Genomic DNA, 21,327 nt, shown 5'->3' with positions numbered 1-21,327 from the left:
GAGTTTTTGTACTATAAGAGTTGAAATTGCATATACCCTTCTATACTTTTATAAAGTAGTACACATCATTTTTTTATTCTTCAATTTGGACCACTACATTAACAACAGATGCATCATGATTTTTGATACGTAAAGGTGCTGTAAAAGCAGAAATGAGCTTTTTGCCTATTAAGGGCTCAGGATTGATGTCTTCATAGATAAGCATTGTCGGTTCCTCGTATCTTTCATGATCTAAGAAAGCATGGTGGACAAAATAGCCATTTTCTTTCGCTTCTGTTAAGTTTTCAATGCTTAAGGTATCAATGGCTACAGCTTTACAGTTCGGCAATTTCGTCCGTATATATTCGGCTGCATCCGGTGAAACAGATGGGAAGTTATTAGCATATTTTTCGAAATCATTTTCACGATATTTCCAGTGGCTAGTATTAAAAATTAGAATATCAGCTTCCTTCAATTCTTCATATTCCTCTAGCTTTTCAATAGTGATAAAGCCGTTTGGACCTACTGGACAATCGATTAACAACGGATTTTGGTAAATGAAGTCTTCAATTGGAATAGCGTCTATTCCCTTGCCATTATTTAAATGATGCCAGGGGGCATCCACATGCGTCCCAGCGTGAAGATACATGCTCAATACGCTACCATTCCAGTCATCTCCTTTTTCCAAACGTTCTCTCGGCTCTAATTTCACTTCCGGTAAACCTGGATAAACGGGCATTCCTTCATAAATCGGGTAACCAATTTCAACATGTTTCTTCATTCTGGCACGCTCCCTATATATTTATTTGTAGATTCTATAATTAGAGTGAATATTATCTTCTTGTAGATAGCACCTAGAAGGATACTCCCTCTTTAAGCAAAACCGTGTACCCTAATTAAATTGTCATCTAAATCTTTAAAATAAAACTCATGATAATTTAATACAGGATTTTCAATCTCTTGGACTTGAACTCCCTTTTCCTTCAATAGATGGTGCGTCTCGAAAACGTGATCACTTTGCAAATCCAAAGCAACACTTTTAGGCAACACATTTGAATCACTTGCTTTGAAACGATTACTAATTGCTAGTTTTGTATTTTCATTTATAGGGAAAAAGTATGCAACATCAATGTTGTTAGAAGGTTTGATACCTAATATGTTTGTATACCAATCCACTGAAGCCGATAAATCCTTCACAAAGTACCAAACAACTACATTGCCATTAAAAATAGTTTGATTTTCAAACAATTGTATTCCTCCCTGATATTGTAATTTTATTACTATTCTTTAAACGTAAACAAAATACCTTTTAAATATAGTCTTTCTTTTCTAAATGTTTATATTTCTCTATTTGGTACTTCTAATGATAATCATATATCTCTTCTAAAACCTTAGCGTCACTAGATTCTCCGAGTTATTTAGTTGTCACAAAACTTATGCTATACTGTTTTTACTATATCTTTAGAAAGAAGGATGGATCCATGAGCCAACTAACAATCTTAGACAATTACTTTGCAGAAAAAAGAGAAAAACACTTAGAAGAATTGAAAAAATTTCTTAGTATACCAAGCATTTCATCCTTATCAGAGCACAAAGCCGATATGCAAAAGGGTGCAGAATGGCTATCAGATTCATTTAAGCAAGCTGGTCTAGAAAATATTGTGATTGATGAAACAAAGGGGCATCCAGTAGTGTATGCTGATTGGTTACATGCGGAGGACAAGCCAACTGTGCTTATTTATGGACATTACGATGTTCAGCCTGTAGACCCTTTGAACCTTTGGGAATCTGAACCATTTAATCCAGAGGTACGCGATAACAAGCTATATGCACGTGGTGCTAGTGACGATAAAGGTCAAGTATTTATGCATGTTAAAGCTGTCGAAGCACTTCTTGAACTTGAGGGATCCTTACCTGTCAATGTGAAGTTCCTAATAGAAGGCGAAGAAGAGGTTGGCAGCCCTAATTTAGAAGAGTACATCGAAAGCAATAAAGATAAGCTTGCAGCAGATGTAATCGTTATTTCCGATACAGGTATGCAAGGACCTGGGCAACCTGCAGTTTGTTATGGTTTACGTGGTTTATGTGGTGTTCAAATTGATGTAAAAGGTGCAAAAGGCGATCTACATTCTGGACTATACGGTGGCGGCGTACAAAACTCCATCCATGCGTTAGTCTCCATTTTAGAGTCTTTCCGTGACGAAGAAGGTACCATCGAAGTAGAGGGCTTCTATGATAATGTTCGTCCTTTAATGGAAGAAGAACGTGAAGCATACGCTGCTCTTGGTTTCAACGAGGATGAGCTGAAACAAGAAGTTGGCGTCACTGAGTTATTTGGTGAAAAAGGATATACTCATCTAGAACGTGTTTGGGCACGTCCAACTCTCGAAATTAATGGGATATTTGGTGGTTTCTCTGGGGAAGGTATTAAAACTGTATTACCGAGCGAGGCAGGAGCAAAAATTACTTGTCGCTTAGTACCAGATCAGGATCCTGAAGAAATTGTTACAAAACTGAAAGCACATATTGAAAAGCATAAACCAGCCGGTGTAACAGTGAAAGTAACTGAATTTGATAAAGGAAAACCTTTCATCACACCTTTTGACCATCCTGCTATTCAAGCAGCAGGTCGCAGCTACGAAAAAATATATGCTGTACCAACTGCTTATACTCGCGGTGGTGGATCAATTCCAATCGTAGCAGCTTTCGATGAAATTCTTGAACTACCAGTAGTATTGATGGGCTTCGGATTATCTACAGAAAACTTCCATGCTCCTAATGAGCATTTCCATCTAGAGAATTTTGATAAAGGATTACGTGTTATTGGTGATTACTATAATGAACTGTCTAGCCTATCAAAAGAAGAATTAAAAAAATAAAAATAATAATAATAATAATAATAATAATAATAATAATAATAATAATAATAATAATAATAATAATATAATTTAGCACATGGATTCTTTTTGAATTCATGTGTTTTTATTATCCTCCTAATGTATAATTATTTATTAAATGGATTAATATCCCATATAGAAGGAGAGTACTCAAATGCAAGTACAAGGCATAAAGCTAATTGCTAGGAAGGTTATTACACCTGTTATTACTGCAATGATTTTTGGTTTAATTTTTTCTTCTTATAACTTGATTGGCAATGATTCTATTCCGCCGTATAGTCGTGGTGAAGAGTTCATAGCTTGGGCTTTGATTTTATTTTTCTATAGCGGATTCATCATACTTATATATGGCACACCTGTCTCCCTCCTCCTAGAATTTATCTTAAGAAAAAAATGCCCAAGTATAATTGGTTATATATTTTGTTTAATGCTCTTTTTGGTGGTCTATTCTTTTACCAGAAATTAGACCTTATTTTTTTAGGTATTGTTCCTGCCCTCATATACAGCATAGTTGATAGATGGTTATATACTAAAAATTTGGACGGCCGCCATATTACCTTTGGATTTCTTTCTCCGATTGCTCTTGCTGTGGTTCTCTGGTTATTTTTCTCCCTAATTTCTGAATCTCGTCCACCTTTTACTAGTGAAGAGGCTATTGCACTTGCAACATCTGGAGAAGACACTATTTCTAGTAACTTTCCAAAAGGGAAGGATAAATGGAGCGGTAACATTGAAGGTTTTAACGTATCTAGAAAAACATCTGCTAGAAAAATAGGTGATGATCAGTATCTCGTTACATTTACAGAAACCTTGGAAAAAGGGTATGTAAATGGGACCTATTCTGTTTCATATATAGTCAATAGGAATTCAGTTTCTCTTCATAGCGAAGGCGGTAAATCCCCCCCTTACTATAAAAACAAGGCGAGTAAGAATGGGGCCCCCCATTCTTACTCGCCTCAATATTAGTTAGTTCTCGTTTCCAAAGAATGTGATAACTTCTTCTATACTCTTTCGTGGTTTTGGTTTAGGAGCCTCGTCATAATAACCGACCTGTAACATGCTAATGATACGTTCTCCTGGCTTTACTCCTAAAGATTCACGAAATTTTGGATTATCTAGGAATCCTGGTGTTTTCCAGCATGATCCGATGCCTCGATCCCATGCTAACAGTTGGATATTTTGAACAAGCATGCTAGCTGCAGCATAATCCTCTAAACGTTCCTTTTGGCGTGCATCCTCCGGAACAATAACAAATACATAACCACCTGGATTTTTATACTTTTGCATTTGTTTTTCTAAGGCATCATCTGAAAGCTCATGCCATTTCGGTATCCCATATTCTTTTAACAGCTCATGTAATTCATTTAATTCTGACCCACATGCGACGATAAAGCGCCATGGCTGTCTTAGCTGGTGATTAGGCGCCCATAGGGCATCCTCCATAATAGATAGTAGCTCTTCTCTGTCTACAGGCTGTCCATTAAATAATTTTATAGATCTTCTTTGAATAATTGCATCTTTTACCGTCAATGATTGTTCATTCATTATTACACCCTCTTAATTGTCAGTCTTTTTCATCCATTCAATCATACCAATTTATATCAGAGTTTAAAAGTCTTTCAGTTGTTACCTAGTTTTATGTAACGTTACTTTAAATCTTAGTGTAAAATAAAACAAATGGGAATTTTTTCTTTTGTGTATTAATACATTACTAACATTTTTGAGGTGATACATTGCTCCTACTCTACTGGATTTTCAGCTATTTTGTTGGTAATTTCCTTACAGCCTGGTGGGTCGGTAAGTGGAAAAATACAGATTTAAGGACGGAACGCAGTGGCAACCTCGGCGCTAGGAATGCTGGCGCAGTTTTAGGGAAGGCAGCCTTTGGTTTAACCTTCGTTGGTGATGCATTAAAAGGGATTCTAGTTCTTTATGTAGGCTATGTTTTAGATTTCTCTACCCTTACTATTGCTACCGGGGCTTTCTTCGTTATAATTGGTCACCTTTACCCCCTTTGGTTAAAAGGAAAAGGAGGAAAAGGAATTGCTACCTTTATAGGGGTGTCACTTGCTCTTAACCCTTTTTTGTTCGGAATGCTGGCAGTCGTTTTTCTACTCTTACTTTCCGTTATCCGCAGTGCAACATTAAGCATGATTTTAGCCTTTAGTGCATACGGTATTCTATGTTTAGTTATACCGGAATATCAAGATTTGGCCCCTCTTTCCTTAATAATTATAATCATTCTAATAAAACACCGACATGATGTAGTAGATTCCTGGCATGAACGTTGGTGGAACAAATCCAATTTAAATTAATTGATATTGAAGAATTTAACAGGAGTATGATTTCCTAATTATGATTAAAATTAAAATAGATAGGATGTAAGTAATGACCTCACAAAAAATCGCATGGGTAGTAGATAGCAGTGCTTATATAAGTAATTTATTAAGAAATCATCCAGACGTATATGTTGTACCTATCAACATTCACTTTGGAACGGAACAATTTGTCGATGGTGTCGATTTGACGTCAGAGCAGTTGTATGAGCGAATCAGAAACGGGGCTGATTCCATAAAAACCTCACAGCCTTCAGCTGGAGAATTTGCTCAATTGTATACAAAACTAAGCACCGAATATAGCTCTATTATCGCCATTCATGTTTCACAAAGCTTAAGTGGTACCCTTTCCTCGTCTGTAGCTGGAGCGCAAATTGCCCAAGTAGAAGTTGATTGTATCGATTCTCTTTCTCTATCAGCAGGGATTACCGGTCTGGTAGAAAAGGGAATGAAGCTTGATGAAGATGGAATTCCTTACAAAGAAATAGTAGCCTATTTAAAGACAGAGGCTAATAAATTCAAAAATTATATTTTAATAGGGAATCTTACGCAGCTTTATAAAGGTGGAAGGTTAAGTAGCGCTCAGTTTTACTTAGGCACTCTGTTAAAAATAAAACCTGTAATACAGATAAACAATAAAGGCGAATTACAAGAGCTCGATAAAGTTAGATCACATAAAAAGGCAATTCAGTATTTAATCAATAAAGTGGTTGATTCAGCAAATAATGAAGGAAGTAAGACGATTTATATTATGCATGCCAATGCCCTACAACAAGCAAATGATTTAAAAGAAGCCCTTTTGCTTCACTGTCCACAATTAGACATAGTTATAGGAGAAATAAGTACCTCACTAGCAGTACACGCAGGGGAGGATACAATTGCAGTATTATGGTACGCCCCTTAAATCTTCATGCCATATTAAAGCTAAGGTTTGATTTTGAAAAGCCATAAAAAATGAGCTGGAGAATATATCTCCAAGCTCATTCCATTTTGATGTCCATTTTTTAATTAAGCACCCGTTAGTGCATTAAAAAGGATGCTTTAGATTTATCAATTCCCTGTTTTTCTTCCCATTCTTCTCGTAACATTCCCATCTTAATTGCATCAAAATATTCCCCGTCAACCATTCTAGCGTTTCTTATTCGTGCTTCTTCTTTCATCCCAATTCTTTCTGCTACCTTCATCATCCTTACATTACCTGACCACGTTGACATTCCTAACCTATGTAAATCAGTAGAACTGAATAAGAAATCTATCCAGAGTTTATAAGCCTCGGTTCCATAGCCACCATTCCAGTAATTCTTATCATAAATGACTATTCCAGTTTCTAACCAATTAGTGTTTTTATCTACCCAATAAGAGCCTACCGTTCCAATTAATTTATTTCCTACAAAAATGATTAATGAATTAGGAGTGTTGGGTGCAATTTCATAATCTTTATCCCAATTTATTTTAAACTCTTCTTTTGTTATTTTAGTCTCAGGTATGTAAGGGCCATTCCATTTCTTCGCTTCTTGTTTCTTATCTTCATACTTCCAATAATATAAGTCATCAATATCTTGTTGGTTAGCCTCTTTCAATTCAACTTTTTGCCCGACGATTTTTATCATAAATGTAAATTCCCCCCTCTATATCTGTTTAAACTAATATTAACATAATATTCAACCGGCTGTTGAAAAAGGAGTTCTAGAAGTAAAGGTCCAGTTAGTTTAATAAGAGGGTGAGTAAATCCTATCTGTATCAGTATCAATTACAAAATCAACTTTTATATTGTTGGAATAAGGTATTTGTTCAAAATTTTGAAGTCTGAAAATACATTTGTAAGATTACTTGTCTCTAATACTAATTCTTTAGCATTGAGGTACTTTTGCTTTAGTCGCTGTTTTGAACACTTTTTACACGTAAGTAGAACTTGTTGAAAGAAATCGTCAATTTCAATAATCATAATAATCACGACTAGTTGCTAATCAGTCATATAAACAAATAAAAAGAAAGGGCGTTTTATTCGCCCTCCCTTTTCTCCTCCTTATAAAACCCCTTAGAAATCGTCCTTAACATGGAAGAATATATATTTTGTATTTGATGTATAAGCATATGAGTCATGATAGTCCCAGTACCTGTTTCTACTATTATTAGTGTGCGCATTTACGTAGGGTACTCCATCTTGAATACGTGTTACGATTGTTGAATGATCCCATCTGCCGTCTCCCTCAAAATCATAAAATATTAGATCTCCAAGAATCAGTTCTTGCGCTGAATTCACTTGTTTGGCTTGTAGCCCAATAGTAGAGCCAGCTAGGTACCAGCGTAAAGAATGGGGTGTTGACCAACTTAGACTCCATGTATTGTTTCCTAACCACCAACCCTTCTGCCTATTAGGCTGCCCTCTCATAGGAGCGCCTCCAGCGAGCAAGCATTGAGAAATATAATTCGTACAGTCCACATCAAAAATAGGAAAATTAGGGTTATAGCTATTCCACCATGTTTCCGCGTACTGAACTGCTGCTTGTCGATTATATTTTACCAAAATTTCCACCTCCTTCTATTCTGTTTATATGTATTCATCTAAAATATATGCTAGTATGAAGGTAACTGGAAATTTTTTGTGAATTCAATTTATATTTTAGGAAAGGAAGTTGGCTTATGCGACAACATGCAGAAAAGGAAATCACCTCGCCGACTTTGCTATGCGATGATAAAGGGAATCTAAATCCCAAGGCAATAGGTTTTGCTAGAAAGCCAATAATTGAAAGTAACTTAAAGGGTCATTATATGCGGAAGAAAAAGTGGAATTACTGGTGTGTGTTTGGAGATGAAATTCTATTCTCAGCAACTATTAGCCACTTAGACTACGCAGCCGTCTGCTTTGTCTATTTCCTGAATTACGAAACACAACGCTTTGTTGAAAAGACCGTAACCATTCCCTTAGGCAATAAAGTTAAAATGCCTGATCAGGTATTAGAAAGCGTTCACCTTCATTCGGAGGAAATGTCCATCCAACTTTTGTATATTCAAAATGAGACCCATATGACAGTTACTGTTCCTAATTTTGATGGAGAAATGTTACACGCTGACATACATATCACCCATCCACCAGACGATGATTCCCTGAATGTGGTGATTCCTTGGAATAGAACTCAATTTCAATTTACCGCAAAGCACCACCTCTTACCTACCAAGGGTTTTGTAAAAATGGGAGATTCCTGCTATCACCTTCAGGAGCATGACAACTTTGCAGTCTTGGACTATGGAAGAGGGGTCTGGCCGCGTCAAGCAACATGGAACTGGGGGTTTGCTTCACAACGTGTAGGCTTAAAACGAATTGGCTTAAACCTTGGAGGTAAATGGACTGACGGAACAGGTATGACTGAAAATGCTGTGATTGTAGATGGAATCTTAACGAAGATTCATGAGGATTTGATTTTTCACTATCAAACAAATGACTTCATGGTACCATGGACGATTAAAACGAAGTTTTCTAATGATGTAGATTTAACCTTTACCCCCTTCTTCCATAGAGTAGCTAAGACAGATGCAAAACTGGTTTCATCAGAAGTAAACCAGATGATGGGTTACTACAATGGAAAAATCCAATTGGAGGATGGCCCAACTTTACAGATTCTACAGATGCTTGGATGTATAGAAGAGCATAAGGCCAAATGGTAAGATATAAACAAGAGGGTGCAAAAGAATTAATTCTTTTGCACCCTCTTGTCTAAAACATATATATTTAAATCAATTTCAGCATGCCAACAATTTTACATGAAATGAACAATATTATTAAAGGATTCTAAAGAAATGCAGGCTACGATCCTTTTGTTAGTTGATAAGCTATCTTTCTGTTCACTCTAGTAATAATAGAACTTCACTTTTTAAATAAGTAGCTCAAGCATTTGTTTATTTTTTTCTTTAAAAATCTCATTATGAGAGGAAACCATTGCTGCACTATGGGCATCTGGCTGAATAAAACGTTTTGCACGGTTTACAGCGTTAGCTGCGTCCTGAAATGTACCCGCTATTAAATGGAGCTTCCCGGGATGAGCTAATATGTCCCCAGCGGCATAAATGCCTGCTACGGATGTCTCGCTTGTACTTGTACCGTCTACGTAATATTCATCCTTTACCGCAATGTTGACTGTACTATTTTCAATAAGTTCCGCGTCTCTTTCATAGCCATGATTGATAATTACCTCATCAATGTCTAAGAAGTTCACTTCTCCTGTTTCATTATTCGTCAACGCCACTTGCTCGATAATTTCATGGTTATTCGACGCAATTAATTTAGAGATAGACGTATTAAATAAGCAGGTGACCGTACTGTTCATCAATTGAGTAATTTGCGCCTCATGTCCGTTTAATGCATCTTTTCTGTAAGTAACATAAACCTTTTTTGCAATTGGCTCCAGCTCGTTTGCCCAATCAATCGCAGAGTTTCCACCGCCAGAGATAATAACCGTTTTATCCTTGAAGCGACGTTTAGATTTAATAGTGTAATTTAAATTACTTACTTCAAAACGTTCTGCCCCTTCTATATCCAACTTAAGTGGATTAAGAATCCCACCTCCGATAGCGAGGATAATCGTCTTAGAGTAATGGACTTGACCGGATGCAGTTGTTAAGCAAAAAATCTTTTCATTGCTTTTGGTGATGGATTCTACCTTTTCATTTAATACAACCTCTGGATTAAACGTTAGCCCCTGCTCCACCAGCTGACCTATCAAACGTTCACCTGATATAGGAGGCTGTCCCCCTACATCCCATATCATTTTTTCAGGGTATACATGTATTTTTCCGCCCAACTGAGGCTGAAATTCAATAATTTTTGTCCTCATTTCTCGTAATCCACTATAAAAAGCTGAATATAATCCTGCTGGACCACCACCAATGATTGTTACATCAAATACATCCTGCATATGCTTTAGTCTCCTCTAAAAGTTATTGTTGACTTCTGTCCAAAAATTCCATATAGTTTCTTTATGATAATGATAATCGTTATCACTAATTTTATCAACTGTTAGTTTGGAGGTTTTGAAATGGTTCGCCTTTTTACAGAGGATTTGTCTATAGGTTACGGCGAAAAACTCATAGTGAAGGATCTTTCTGTACAGATTCCCGATCAAAAAATTACGACGATTATCGGACCTAATGGCTGTGGAAAATCCACCCTACTAAAAGCTATCACTCGGATTATTCCCCATCACTCTGGCTCCATTGTTCTAGATGGCAAAACAGTCTCAAGGGAAAACACTAAAGTACTAGCTAAAAAGATGGCGATCCTTCCGCAAACTCCTGAGAGTGCAAGTGGACTCACAGTTGGAGAGCTTGTGTCATATGGTCGATTCCCCTATCAAAATGGATTTGGACGCCTAAGCCAAAAAGATTATGAAGTAATTGATTGGGCTTTGGAAGTAACTGGGACGATCAATTTTAAATATCTACCAGTAGATTCACTTTCAGGCGGACAACGCCAAAGAGTATGGATTGCTATGGCTCTTGCACAGGAAACCGAAATCATCTTTTTAGATGAGCCAACCACTTATCTGGATATGGCACACCAATTAGAGGTATTAGAGCTTTTACAAAAATTAAATCAACAAGAAAAGAGAACAATTGTAATGGTTTTACATGATTTAAACCAGGCGGCTCGTTTTGCTGATTATATAATTGCACTAAAAGGTGGACAAATTGTTAAAGCCGGAGATAGCAATGAAGTTATTTCAAAAGATGTGTTAAGAAATGTGTTCCAAATTGATGCAGAAATAGGTAAAGATCCCCGAACAAATAAACCTATGTGCATCACTTATAACTTACTTAAGGGAGAATATAAAAAATGAAAAAGCTATTAATGCCGTTTTTAATTTTACTTATATTAACATTAGCTGCTTGTAATAGTGATGAGTCTAGTAATACAGACGCAAATAGCAATAATGATAAAAATGAAACTGATACTATTACATATGAATCCGAGGAAGGCCCTATCGAAGTTCCTGCAAATCCGAAACGTGTGGTAGTAGTCTCTACCTATGCGGGAAATGTAGCTTCACTTGGAGTAAACATTGTTGGTGTGGACGCTTGGGCTAAATCAAATCCTCAATTTAATGAATACTTTGCGGATGTAGAAGAGATTTCAGAAGAAAATCTGGAAAAAATTATTGAATTAGATCCTGATTTAATCATTGGACTTTCCACTGCTCAAAATCTTGATAAATTAAAAGAGATTGCTCCTACAGTAACTTTCACATATGGAAAAGTAGACTACCTGGAACAGCAATTAGAAATAGGAAAGTTATTAAACAAGGAAAAAGAGGCTCAGGAATGGATTGATGATTTTAAAGAGCGTGCACAAAAAGCTGGCGAAGAAATAAAAGCAAAAATTGGGGAAGATGCAACTGTTTCTGTCATTGAAAATTTTGACAAACAAATTTATGTTTTCGGCGATAACTGGGGACGAGGGACAGAAATTCTCTATCAGGAAATGAATCTAGCAATGCCTAAGAAAGTGCAGGAAATGGCTTTAAAGGATGGATATTATGCCTTATCATTAGAAGTTCTGCCTGAATATGCGGGAGACTATATCATTTTCAGCAAGGTTTCCACTCAAGATAACTCTTTCCAAGAAACAGATGTATATAAAAATATTCCTGCAGTAAAAAACGGACGTGTCTTTGAGGCAAATGCAGAAGAATTTTATTTCAACGATCCAATTTCATTAGATAATCAGCTAGAATTTTTTAAAGAACAATTTTTGAACAGTAAATAAATATGTTGGAGGGATTCATATTAGGAATTCCTCCTTCTTCATGTTAGGAAAGGAATAATAATATGAAATCTTCTGCGCATTTCAGTTTAAAATTTTTAATCGGGGGCCTGTTGCTTATTGTTGTGTTTTGTTTAGCTTTGGTGCTCGGAGCTGCTCAAACAACTGTGCAGGATGTATGGAATGCTGTTTTCTCTACTATCAAAAGTGATTCTATTAATATACTGCGAGAAATACGTCTTCCTAGAGAAGTTGGAGCAGTTTTAGTAGGGGCTGCTCTGGCAATTTCAGGAGCTATTATGCAAGGTATAACACGAAATCCTTTAGCAGATCCTGGTTTGTTAGGTCTGACCTCAGGAGCAAATGCTGCGTTAGCGGTAACTATTGCCCTTCTTCCTGCAACCAATTACTTGGGTATTACAATCGCCTGCTTTATAGGCTCTGCTGTGGGGGCCATCATGGTTTTTAGTATAGGGGCAGCAAGAAAAGGAGGTTTTTCTCCTTTACGTATTGTTCTTGCGGGGGCTGCAGTTTCTGCTTTCCTGTATGCAATTGCAGATGGAGTAGGTATCTATTTTAAAATCTCTAAGGATGTGTCTATGTGGACTTCAGGAGGCTTAATAGGTACATCTTGGAGTCAGCTACAAATAATCTCCCCTTTTATTATTTTAGGGATATTGGTTTCACTGCTTCTTTCCAGACAGCTAACAATTTTAAGTTTAAATGAAGAGGTAGCAGTTGGTCTTGGGCAAAGAATACTTTTAGTGAAAATGGTACTCTTCATAGTGGTTATTTTACTTGCTGGATCTTCGGTGGCACTTGTAGGGAACATGGCTTTTGTTGGGCTGATGGTTCCACATATAGTTCGAGCTATTGTTGGAACGGATTATCGATTCATCATCCCTATGTCAGCAATAGTAGGAGCCATTCTTATGGTTCTTGCCGATACGATTGGGCGCACCATAAATATGCCTTATGAGACTCCTGTTGCTGCAATCATTGCTATAATGGGCTTACCCTTCTTTCTAATCATCGTACGAAAAGGGGGTAAAGTATTTCAATGATTCATCCAAAAACAATAAAAAAACAACGAATACTATTTTTTAGTCTTCTTGCTTTAATCTTATTAACGGCTTTTCTAAGCGCTGGAATCGGCTACTCTTCCCTATCCTTTAACCGGTTGTTGCCAACTATTCTAGGGAATGGGTCTTTTAAAGAGGAATTTGTATTTTTTTCTGTTCGCTTACCTAGAATTATTATTACCTTATTAGCCGGAATGGCTTTAGCTCTATCCGGTGCAATTTTGCAGGGAGTTACTAGGAACGATTTGGCTGATCCCGGAATAATTGGGATAAATTCTGGGGCTGGTGTTGCAATTGCTGTTTTCTTTCTCTACTTTCCTATACAGCCTGGCTCCTTCATATATATGCTTCCTCTTGTAGCATTTTTAGGAGCTTTAATAACAGCATTTGTCATTTATATTTTTTCCTATAATCGAGAAATTGGATTGCAGCCTGTTCGTTTAGTTCTCATTGGTGTTGGTTTTTCAATGGCTCTTTCGGGATTAATGATTGTTATTATTTCCTCTGCGGAAACGCAAAAGGTCGACTTTATAGCTAAATGGCTAGCAGGTAATATATGGGGAGCTGATTGGCCATTCATTTTAGCTCTTCTTCCATGGCTCATTGTTTTAGTTCCTTTTACTATGTATCGTGCTAATCGCCTAAATCTCTTAGGTTTAAGTGAGCCCGCTGCAATTGGAGTAGGCGTCTCTATTGAAAAAGAACGTATTATTTTTCTTTTAGTAGCAGTAGCTCTAGCTGCGTCAGCAGTTAGTGTAACTGGAGGAATTGCTTTTATAGGACTCATGGCTCCACATATAGCAAAGTCTCTTGTAGGCCCACGTCATCAGCTGTTTTTGCCTATTTGTATTCTTTTAGGTGGCTGGTTGCTTCTGTTAGCAGATACTATTGGAAGAAATGTTATCGAGCCTAGTGGCATCCCTACCGGAATTGTAGTCGCGTTAATAGGCGCACCTTACTTTATGTATTTGTTATTAAGGAAATAAATGATTTTTTTAGAAAAAGCATATGTATATTAAATCAAAGTGAGTGATTTCCGCTTTAGTCGGACGCTTTCCGCGGGGTGAGCGATAAGCCATCCCCGATGCTTACGCGTCGTTTGGGATGTCTTATCTGTCTCACTCATCCCGTTGGAGTCGCCGCCTGTCGCTCCAATCAACAAGAAATAAATTGCTTGCAACAAAACAAGCTACTACATAATTATTTCATTTTTGTTCTAGTTCACTAAACTAGAATATCTTCGAGCTTTAAGAATAGTAATTGCGCTTTGGTTATGGCTATCAAATTGTAAATGTAACCTCAAAGGTTGTTTTGTAACTTTCAACACCAGATTTGTCCGTAATGGTAATATATTATTTATAAATTTCTCCGCTCAATAAAAACGTCATGAGCATTAGGTCTTGATCTATTTAGAATGTCTATATAAAAAAGATAGTGTGATTTCACACTATCTTTTTTATTATTTTCGATTATTTAAGTAGTCTAGCATTTTCTTTGGATAGTCAGTAAAAATGGCATCTATTCCTACTGACATTAACATATCCACATAAGCCTCTTCATTTACAGTGAAGACACGTACTTTTTTTCCACTTGCTACTGCTTCTTGTCCCATTCTTCTAAATACCGTCGGAAAGAAAGTGTGCAAGGCATCCGCTCCTACAGCCTCCGCATATAAATGTGGGGCCACCATCACTTCCATGAATAAGATAGCTGTCTCCACCTCTGGAGCCTTCTCTTTAAAACTTTGTATCATTTCATGATTAAAGGAGGAAACAACGACACGATTTACTAATCTATAATCTCTTAACATATTGATTACTTTCTCTTCCATTCCTTCGTATGGAAAAACGTCAGACTTCAATTCAATATTAATATGATGATGAGTATCCTTAAACACATATAAAACTTCTCTTAGAGTGGGGATCTTTTCACCTTTAAATTTTGATGAGAACCATGCACCAAAATCGTAGGATTCTAATTGCGCTAGCGTCATATCCTTCACATAACCTTGTCCATTGGAAGTTCGATTAATTTTCTCATCGTGGATAACTACAAGTTCTCCATCTTTTGTCATATGAACATCAAATTCTACTCCATGTACAGGTAAAGCTGCTGCTGCTTTAAAGGCCGCAATAGTGTTTTCAGGATGCGTTCCAGATGAGCCTCTATGTGCGTAAATTTTCATAATATACCTCCCTCATATTTGTTATAGTTAGTATATCTTTTGATGGAACAATATGTAAATGGATTTTATTATCGTGTCCTGACTAACCTAACCTTTGTTTAAAAAATGCGACTTGCTAAAGAGAGATAAATGTAATTTCTCTTCAAAAAAACCTCTTATATAAAGAGGCAGGTTCTATATTCTCGGTGGAACCTTTATGTATTTACGCTTAGGTGGACGAGTTTTTTTTAATATCATCCATTGTAGAGTGATTTGAATTTTTTGTTTTACGTGGGTAATCCGCATTGAATGTAACCTTTTGTCTGAATTTTTCATTGTTACATGATGTTCGTTTAACCCCAATAAGATCTCTCCTTTACGATTGAATGTTTATACATTCATCTTATAGTGATAGTATGAAAAGAATATAGTGGTTATGTTTAGACTTTGTAAATGTTATCTTAATCTTCCGTGTTCAACTCGATTAGTGTTATTAATTCATTGTACAAAAAGGGTGATCCAGTTCCTTGGACCACCCTTTCCTTTAATTTTTTCTTCTATAAAAAAGAGTATGCGCTGCTGTTTGAAAGCCTTGTTTTTGATAAACTGATAGTGCTATATCATTATCGGTTTCTACGTCCAAATAAACTTGTTGTTTCCCTAAAATGTATGCCTCATGCTTGCACCAATTTAACAGAGCCTTTGCTACTCCCTTACCTCTTGCATCATTATGCACCGCTAAACCTGTAATCCATAGCTGTTCTTGGTTATCTACCGTTGTAGCAGTACCTAATACTTTATTAGCTTGCTTTGCAAGCATCAGCTTTCTATTTGGGGTTTGCAAATTAAAGGATATCATTTCTTTTGCTTCTTCTTGAGTGTCACCAAATGCACTCTTCAGAACATTTATAAGCTCATCTCCTTCATTTACAAAAGGAGTTATTTCAAATTCACTTTTCGTTTGTTCAGGAGAAGTATTCGCGACCATGGTAATTTCTGAAATCTCATGAGAGTATCCATTACTTGTCAGCATATGTTGACCAATCGTCGCAGTACTAGGAACTAGGGCGATATCGGCTGTAGCTCCCCTTAGCTCTAAGTTTCTATTGAGCTCCCGGAACATTTTGCTTGCTATTCCTGCTTTTCTTGCACTCGGGAGTACCACGGCACTCCATTCATAATCTATTGTCCCTAATCGATCTATGGCAGTTAAAATACCGACTAGTTGGTCTGAATCGTCATTATAAGCTAAAATGCAAAAACCTTTCAAAAAATAGTCCGTTAACTCTGTGACGTTTAACAAATGACTATAATTGATTAAATCTACATGAGTAGCTTCATCCACTAATATCTTGATTTCCTCTAACGTTTCACCGTCAACTGGAATTGACACAGTCATAACTGATATGTCCAAGTACATACTTCCCTTCTAAATCTTTGAATTCATCAGCATACTATAAAAACGACCTTGCGTATTAATAAGTTCCTCTTGTGATCCTGATTCTATAAGCTTTCCATTTTCCATGACAAATATTAAATCCGCTTTTCTTACCGTATTTAAACGATGGGCTATTACAAAACTCGTTCTACCTTCCATCAATCTTTCCAGTGCTTCTTGTATTTTAAGTTCTGTTACAGTATCAATGCTCGAGGTAGCTTCATCTAACAACAAGATTGCTGGATCTGCAACTAAGGCTCTTGCAATAGAAAGTAGCTGCTTTTGCCCCTGACTTATCTCACCGCCATCTGCCGATAAAATAGTATCATATCCATTAGATAGCTTCGTGATAAATTCATGAGCATTCGCTTCCTTAGCTGCCTGAACAATTTCTTCATCTGTCGCATTTAGCTTTCCGTATTGTATATTTTCTTTTACACTCATTTCAAAAAGGAATGGATCCTGTAAAACAAAAGCAGTTTGGCTTCTCAAAGTATGTCTAGGCATTTCGTCAATAGCAATATTATCAATTAAAACCTTACCATCATTCGCTTCATAAAAACGAGCTAATAATTGCATAATAGTTGTTTTACCAGCACCCGTAGCTCCTACTAAAGCAGCAGTCTGACCTGCCTCTACCTTGAAGGACACATTATCAATAGTTGGTTTTTCATCATCTTTATTGTATTTAAAGGTTACGTTTTCAAAAACCACATTACCTTTGAGCTTATAATCCTTATTATCTACTGCTGTATCCTTTTCTTCTGGTTCATCAATAATTGCAAAAACACGTTCAGCTCCTGCAATAGCTGAGAGCACAGTATTAAACTGGTTAGCTAAATCGTTTAGAGGTCTAGTAAATTGACGCGCATATTCTGTAAAAATAACAATTTCTCCAATAGACACATAACCATGGTAAGCTAGTACTCCTCCCGCAGCTGCAACCAATGTAAAGCTTGTATTGTTCAAGAGGTTCATAACCTTAGGTATAAATCCAGAATATGTAAGCGCCCAAAATCCAGTTCGTTTTAGACGTTCACTTTTAACCGCAAATTCCTCTAGCATACGCTGCTCCTGAGAGAATGCTTTGACAATTCGCTGTCCGGAAATGGTTTCCTCAATCATCCCATTCAATTCCCCCACTGCCTGTTGCTGTTCTTTGAAAAGTTTCGATGTTCTTTTGGTAATCCATTTCATCGCAAAGAACATTACTGGAACAATGACTAATGTCACTAGCGTTAGTAGAGGACTTAACATTAGCATAACGACCGTAGTTCCAACTAAAGTTAAAACGCTAGAGAAGACTTGTATAAAGGAGGAGTTTAACGTCTGACTAACGTTTTCAATATCGTTAGTCATTCTACTCATAAGCTCCCCATGCTGACGCTTATCGAAAAAAGACACCGGGAGTTTTTGAAGCTTATTAAACAAAACTGTACGAAGTCTATAGATTGTTTGCTGGGAAATTCCAATCATCCAATAGCTTTGTAAATACATTGAGATAGAAAGAAATACATAAACAATTATTAAAATGCCAATTAAGCTTGCTAGACCTTCAAACACATTTACCGAAATATATTCATCAATAATTACCCCTATTAAATATGGTCCTAATAAGGATAGTGCTGAACTAACTACTACTAACATCAATACAACAATGAGTAAAAAGCGCTGTTCATCCACTAGCTTCCAAATGCGACTAAGCACACCCTTCCAATCCGACGCCTTATCAATTTTCTTTTTGTTCTTCTTTTTCAAATCTTCCTTTGTTATAACCGGCTCATAGCCAAAAGGTTTACGAATGAAGTTCATCTTGTTCGTCCACCTCCTGTTGCGATTCTGCAATCTCTCTATACAGAGGAGAATTTTTCATTAGCTCATCGTGCGTGCCATATGCCGATACTTTCCCTTCCTCTAGAAGAAGTATTTGATCTGCACCCTTAGCAGTTCTAATTTTTTGTGTTATTACCAGCATTGTAGCATTTTCTCCTTCTAAGGCTTCCCATAAGGCATTCTCCGTAGCTACATCTAACGCACTTGTACTATCATCAAATAGTAAAATCTCTGGCTTACGCACTAATGCTCTAGCAATAGAAAGCCTTTGCTTTTGTCCTCCAGACAAATTAACTCCTTTTTGGCCTACCCTAGTATCGTATTGTTCAGGAAACTGCTCAATGGAATTATGTATTTGCGCCTGCTTCGCCGCTTCTTTCAATAACTCCTCTGTAGCCATCGAGTCTCCCCAGCCTAGATTTTCTTCAATACTACCTGTAAAGAGAATCGATTGCTGAGGTACTAGTCCAATCACTTGTCTAAGCTCTTTTAAAGACCATTGCTGCACTTCTTTTTCGTTAACCAATATCCTGCCTTCTGTCGCATCAAAAAATCGTGGGATTAAATTGAGCAAGGTAGATTTACCTGAACCTGTTGCACCCATGATGGCAAGCTTAGAACCAGGCTTTACTATAAAGGAAACATCTTGTAACACAGGGTTCAACGTTTCTGGGTATGTAAAGGAAACATTTTGAAATTCTAATTTACCAATACTAGAAGGCTTTTCTACTATTTGGCTATCAATATTTTCAATGCCATCTTCAACTAACAGCACTTCTTCCATTCGTTCAGATGAAGCTTTTGCACGTGAAAAGAATATTATAATGAAAGAAAACATAGAAAAAGCACCCGTCATTCGCATTGCATAATTGACGATTGCAACCAGCTCACCAATTTGCGCGCCACCAGTTTGAATTTCCTTTGCTCCAAACCATAGTACTGCCATTAAGCTTACATTCATAACAAACAAAAGAACTGGAAGTATTAACTCCATAATTCGAAATGCTTTTACATTGTCTGCTTTTAGAATGTCTGCGACTTTTCCAAATCTACTAGATTCGAAATCACCTCTTAAATAGGCCTTTATCAAACGAACTGCCTGCAGGTTTTCTTGAATCTTACGTGTAACACTGTCCAGGCTTTTTTGTACTTTGGAAAACAATGTTAATCCTTTTCGACTCATTAAATAGAGAAAGACCAATAGAAATGGTGCACCAATAACTAAATATAGCGCTAGCTTTGGATGGACGAAAAAGGACATTATAATACTTCCTACTACTAGTAATGGAGCTCTAAGCATAATTCGGAGACCCATAAATATAAGGTTTTGAGTAATCGTAACATCACTTGTGAGTCTAGTGATTAAACTAGACGTTGGAAATTTTAGAAAAGTTGTCATCGTAAAGGACTGTACTTGTCGGAACAAGGCCTGACGTATATCGTAGCCATAGCTCTGCACTGCATGAGAAGCTATGAAAGTATTAATAATACCAGCAAAAAATGCCACGATAGAGAGAACCAACATAATACTTCCCCAAAATATGATAGATGATTGGTCCCCCGCGACGATACCATCATCTATAATAACTGCAATTAGTAGCGGCTGAATGAGCTCTACCGAAAGCTCAACTAGCATAAAAAATAGCGCAGCAACGACAAGCCACTTATATGGCTTTAAATAAGAAAAAATGGTCTTCATCTAAAACACTCCTAAATTCTTCGTCACTCGAATTAATTTACTGTAAAATCTATTATGCCATATCCCATAACTAATAAATAGAAAAAAAATAATAATCTGTTTATTTGACGATAAAGAGATATAAAAGCATTCTATCATCTTCTTTTTTTAAGTTTTTTTAATAAATCCAAATTGACATCACCCGCTACCGAAAGCCATGTCACAAATAAAAGCATTACTACTACACCTGTGTATTGCCAACCGCCTAGGATTTGATTAAACCAAAATACTGATATAATCATCGCTGTTAAAGGCTCTATACTAGATAAAATACTTGTCTCCACCGCTGTTATGTATTTCATGCTTGAGAGGAACATAACAAATGCAATAGTCCCCATAAAAATAATCAGTACCACGAATATAATAATCGGATATTCCAACAATTCATTCCATTGACTAGTGTTCCAAATTTGAGAGACAGTTGATAGGACAAACCCACCAATTAGCATTCCCCAGCCAACAACAACGAGAACACCCCATTCTTTCATCAGCCTAGCTGGATAGACGGTATATATTGAAAAGGTAATACCAAGCAATAACCCCCAAAACAGTGCCTTGTTGCTGATTAATAGTCCACCTATTTGTGCGTTAGTTAGCAATAAAAACAATCCAACCAGCGTTCCTATTATTCCTATCACCTGATACTTAGGAGGAAAGACCTTCCCCTTCCAGGAAACGTACATAATAATATAAATAGGACCAAGGAATTGTAGAAGGGTGGCTATAGATGCATTACTAGCCTCAATTGCTGCAATAAAAGTGTATTGAATTCCTAGCATCCCTAGTATCGCAAAAATAAATAATTGCTTTAACCAGACAGGCTCTTTCCATATTGCAAACACTTTTTTTCTTTGTAGCATTAAAAAGATTAATATACTCATTCCAGCCACAATCAATCGGACTGTTAGGAAGAACGACACGGTTAGTTCACTATTATGTAGAACCCATTCCATCATTGGTCCTGTTGCACCCCAGAGAATAGAACCTAAAATAATTAGAAAAATTCCTTTTCCTCGTTCCATTGTAATCACCCACCATTAAAGTTTTAATATTTTCACAGGTAATATAACCTATATTATTTTTTTTTATGAATATATTGTTCT

General features: G+C 36.7%; 20 protein-coding genes. 9 read left to right on the top strand and 11 right to left on the bottom strand.

What is annotated here, in order from left to right; all coding sequences use genetic code 11:
• Positions 1-73: 73 nt before the first annotated feature.
• Together ACQKNZ_RS02140 and ACQKNZ_RS02135 are read right to left on the bottom strand one after the other, a co-directional pair.
• Positions 74-760 carry a cyclase family protein gene (locus ACQKNZ_RS02140; protein ID WP_154311584.1) on the bottom strand — a complete coding sequence of 229 codons (687 nt, stop codon included), beginning with the start codon at positions 758-760 and terminating at the stop codon, positions 74-76.
• A 92-nt stretch (positions 761-852) separates the two neighbouring features.
• The gene (locus ACQKNZ_RS02135) at positions 853-1,227 is read right to left on the bottom strand and encodes a VOC family protein (RefSeq protein WP_427657814.1); all 375 of its coding nucleotides are present in this window, start codon (positions 1,225-1,227) and stop codon (positions 853-855) included.
• A 233-nt stretch (positions 1,228-1,460) separates the two neighbouring features.
• Between ACQKNZ_RS02135 and ACQKNZ_RS02130 the strand changes: the two genes are divergently transcribed.
• Positions 1,461-2,858 carry a dipeptidase gene (locus ACQKNZ_RS02130; RefSeq protein ID WP_151111453.1) on the top strand — a complete coding sequence of 466 codons (1,398 nt, stop codon included), beginning with the start codon at positions 1,461-1,463 and terminating at the stop codon, positions 2,856-2,858.
• Positions 2,859-3,269: 411 nt separating this feature from the next.
• On the top strand, positions 3,270-3,842 hold the full coding sequence (locus ACQKNZ_RS02125; protein ID WP_427657812.1) for a hypothetical protein: 573 nt from the start codon (positions 3,270-3,272) through the stop codon (positions 3,840-3,842).
• On the opposite strand, the gene ACQKNZ_RS02120 is transcribed toward ACQKNZ_RS02125, so the two are convergent.
• The gene (locus ACQKNZ_RS02120; protein WP_427657810.1) at positions 3,843-4,421 is read right to left on the bottom strand and encodes a nitroreductase family protein; all 579 of its coding nucleotides are present in this window, start codon (positions 4,419-4,421) and stop codon (positions 3,843-3,845) included.
• Between the two features lie 188 nt (positions 4,422-4,609).
• On the opposite strand from ACQKNZ_RS02120, the gene ACQKNZ_RS02115 reads away from it, so the two are divergent.
• The gene (locus tag ACQKNZ_RS02115) at positions 4,610-5,191 is read left to right on the top strand and encodes a glycerol-3-phosphate acyltransferase (RefSeq protein WP_427657808.1); all 582 of its coding nucleotides are present in this window, start codon (positions 4,610-4,612) and stop codon (positions 5,189-5,191) included.
• Between the two features lie 73 nt (positions 5,192-5,264).
• Positions 5,265-6,116, top strand: a complete 852-nt coding sequence (locus tag ACQKNZ_RS02110; RefSeq protein WP_427657806.1) for a DegV family protein — start codon at positions 5,265-5,267, stop codon at positions 6,114-6,116.
• A gap of 115 nt (positions 6,117-6,231) precedes the next feature.
• Here ACQKNZ_RS02110 and ACQKNZ_RS02105 read toward each other — a convergent pair whose 3' ends face one another.
• Entirely contained in the window at positions 6,232-6,822 is a 591-nt protein-coding gene (locus ACQKNZ_RS02105) for a GNAT family N-acetyltransferase (RefSeq protein ID WP_427657804.1), read from the bottom strand.
• 428 nt (positions 6,823-7,250) lie between these two features.
• Positions 7,251-7,742: an amidase domain-containing protein gene (locus ACQKNZ_RS02100; protein WP_144540060.1), complete on the bottom strand. Its 492-nt coding sequence runs from the start codon at positions 7,740-7,742 to the stop codon at positions 7,251-7,253.
• Positions 7,743-7,855: 113 nt separating this feature from the next.
• On the opposite strand from ACQKNZ_RS02100, the gene ACQKNZ_RS02095 reads away from it, so the two are divergent.
• Positions 7,856-8,878, top strand: a complete 1,023-nt coding sequence (locus tag ACQKNZ_RS02095; protein ID WP_427657802.1) for a DUF2804 domain-containing protein — start codon at positions 7,856-7,858, stop codon at positions 8,876-8,878.
• A gap of 206 nt (positions 8,879-9,084) precedes the next feature.
• On the opposite strand, the gene ACQKNZ_RS02090 is transcribed toward ACQKNZ_RS02095, so the two are convergent.
• Positions 9,085-10,125, bottom strand: a complete 1,041-nt coding sequence (locus tag ACQKNZ_RS02090; protein WP_144539928.1) for an NAD(P)/FAD-dependent oxidoreductase — start codon at positions 10,123-10,125, stop codon at positions 9,085-9,087.
• Positions 10,126-10,245: 120 nt separating this feature from the next.
• On the opposite strand from ACQKNZ_RS02090, the gene ACQKNZ_RS02085 reads away from it, so the two are divergent.
• The 4 genes from ACQKNZ_RS02085 (at position 10,246) to ACQKNZ_RS02070 (ending at position 14,037) form a co-directional block, all read left to right on the top strand.
• Entirely contained in the window at positions 10,246-11,046 is an 801-nt protein-coding gene (locus tag ACQKNZ_RS02085) for an ABC transporter ATP-binding protein (protein ID WP_427657800.1), read from the top strand.
• Positions 11,043-11,972, top strand: coding sequence for an iron-hydroxamate ABC transporter substrate-binding protein (locus ACQKNZ_RS02080; RefSeq protein WP_154311595.1), 930 nt, complete (start codon positions 11,043-11,045; stop codon positions 11,970-11,972). Before ACQKNZ_RS02085 ends, ACQKNZ_RS02080 begins: the two co-directional genes overlap by 4 nt.
• A gap of 62 nt (positions 11,973-12,034) precedes the next feature.
• Entirely contained in the window at positions 12,035-13,033 is a 999-nt protein-coding gene (locus ACQKNZ_RS02075; protein ID WP_154311596.1) for a FecCD family ABC transporter permease, read from the top strand.
• Complete coding sequence (locus tag ACQKNZ_RS02070) at positions 13,030-14,037, top strand: FecCD family ABC transporter permease (RefSeq protein WP_144539936.1); 1,008 nt, start codon at positions 13,030-13,032, stop codon at positions 14,035-14,037. Before ACQKNZ_RS02075 ends, ACQKNZ_RS02070 begins: the two co-directional genes overlap by 4 nt.
• Before the next feature lie 473 nt (positions 14,038-14,510).
• On the opposite strand, the gene ACQKNZ_RS02065 is transcribed toward ACQKNZ_RS02070, so the two are convergent.
• The 5 genes from ACQKNZ_RS02065 to ACQKNZ_RS02045 form a co-directional block, all read right to left on the bottom strand.
• Positions 14,511-15,236 carry a glycerophosphodiester phosphodiesterase gene (locus ACQKNZ_RS02065; protein ID WP_427657797.1) on the bottom strand — a complete coding sequence of 242 codons (726 nt, stop codon included), beginning with the start codon at positions 15,234-15,236 and terminating at the stop codon, positions 14,511-14,513.
• Between the two features lie 523 nt (positions 15,237-15,759).
• Positions 15,760-16,629: a GNAT family N-acetyltransferase gene (locus ACQKNZ_RS02060; protein ID WP_427657795.1), complete on the bottom strand. Its 870-nt coding sequence runs from the start codon at positions 16,627-16,629 to the stop codon at positions 15,760-15,762.
• Between the two features lie 15 nt (positions 16,630-16,644).
• The gene (locus ACQKNZ_RS02055) at positions 16,645-18,465 is read right to left on the bottom strand and encodes an ABC transporter ATP-binding protein (protein ID WP_427657793.1); all 1,821 of its coding nucleotides are present in this window, start codon (positions 18,463-18,465) and stop codon (positions 16,645-16,647) included.
• Entirely contained in the window at positions 18,449-20,185 is a 1,737-nt protein-coding gene (locus ACQKNZ_RS02050; protein WP_427657791.1) for an ABC transporter ATP-binding protein, read from the bottom strand. Before ACQKNZ_RS02050 ends, ACQKNZ_RS02055 begins: the two co-directional genes overlap by 17 nt.
• Positions 20,186-20,319: 134 nt before the next feature.
• Positions 20,320-21,246: a DMT family transporter gene (locus ACQKNZ_RS02045; RefSeq protein ID WP_427657789.1), complete on the bottom strand. Its 927-nt coding sequence runs from the start codon at positions 21,244-21,246 to the stop codon at positions 20,320-20,322.
• Positions 21,247-21,327: the final 81 nt, after the last annotated feature.

This window comes from Psychrobacillus sp. NPDC093200, assembly GCF_050280345.1.
In the GTDB taxonomy this organism is placed as follows: domain Bacteria; phylum Bacillota; class Bacilli; order Bacillales_A; family Planococcaceae; genus Psychrobacillus; species Psychrobacillus faecigallinarum.
This window is presented reverse-complemented; position numbering and strand designations above follow the sequence as displayed.

Bases quoted from the DNA above. Each gene is read 5' to 3' on its own strand.
- ACQKNZ_RS02140 (WP_154311584.1), bottom strand. From the start codon at position 760: ATGAAGAAACATGTTGAAATTGGTTACCCGATTTATGAAGGAATGCCC.
- ACQKNZ_RS02130 (WP_151111453.1), top strand. From the start codon at position 1,461: ATGAGCCAACTAACAATCTTAGACAATTACTTTGCAGAAAAAAGAGAA.
- ACQKNZ_RS02125 (WP_427657812.1), top strand. From the start codon at position 3,270: ATGCCCAAGTATAATTGGTTATATATTTTGTTTAATGCTCTTTTTGGT.
- ACQKNZ_RS02120 (WP_427657810.1), bottom strand. From the start codon at position 4,421: ATGAATGAACAATCATTGACGGTAAAAGATGCAATTATTCAAAGAAGA.
- ACQKNZ_RS02110 (WP_427657806.1), top strand. From the start codon at position 5,265: ATGACCTCACAAAAAATCGCATGGGTAGTAGATAGCAGTGCTTATATA.
- ACQKNZ_RS02105 (WP_427657804.1), bottom strand. From the start codon at position 6,822: ATGATAAAAATCGTCGGGCAAAAAGTTGAATTGAAAGAGGCTAACCAA.
- ACQKNZ_RS02095 (WP_427657802.1), top strand. From the start codon at position 7,856: ATGCGACAACATGCAGAAAAGGAAATCACCTCGCCGACTTTGCTATGC.
- ACQKNZ_RS02090 (WP_144539928.1), bottom strand. From the start codon at position 10,125: ATGCAGGATGTATTTGATGTAACAATCATTGGTGGTGGTCCAGCAGGA.
- ACQKNZ_RS02085 (WP_427657800.1), top strand. From the start codon at position 10,246: ATGGTTCGCCTTTTTACAGAGGATTTGTCTATAGGTTACGGCGAAAAA.
- ACQKNZ_RS02080 (WP_154311595.1), top strand. From the start codon at position 11,043: ATGAAAAAGCTATTAATGCCGTTTTTAATTTTACTTATATTAACATTA.
- ACQKNZ_RS02075 (WP_154311596.1), top strand. From the start codon at position 12,035: ATGAAATCTTCTGCGCATTTCAGTTTAAAATTTTTAATCGGGGGCCTG.
- ACQKNZ_RS02070 (WP_144539936.1), top strand. From the start codon at position 13,030: ATGATTCATCCAAAAACAATAAAAAAACAACGAATACTATTTTTTAGT.
- ACQKNZ_RS02065 (WP_427657797.1), bottom strand. From the start codon at position 15,236: ATGAAAATTTACGCACATAGAGGCTCATCTGGAACGCATCCTGAAAAC.
- ACQKNZ_RS02055 (WP_427657793.1), bottom strand. From the start codon at position 18,465: ATGAACTTCATTCGTAAACCTTTTGGCTATGAGCCGGTTATAACAAAG.
- ACQKNZ_RS02050 (WP_427657791.1), bottom strand. From the start codon at position 20,185: ATGAAGACCATTTTTTCTTATTTAAAGCCATATAAGTGGCTTGTCGTT.
- ACQKNZ_RS02045 (WP_427657789.1), bottom strand. From the start codon at position 21,246: ATGGAACGAGGAAAAGGAATTTTTCTAATTATTTTAGGTTCTATTCTC.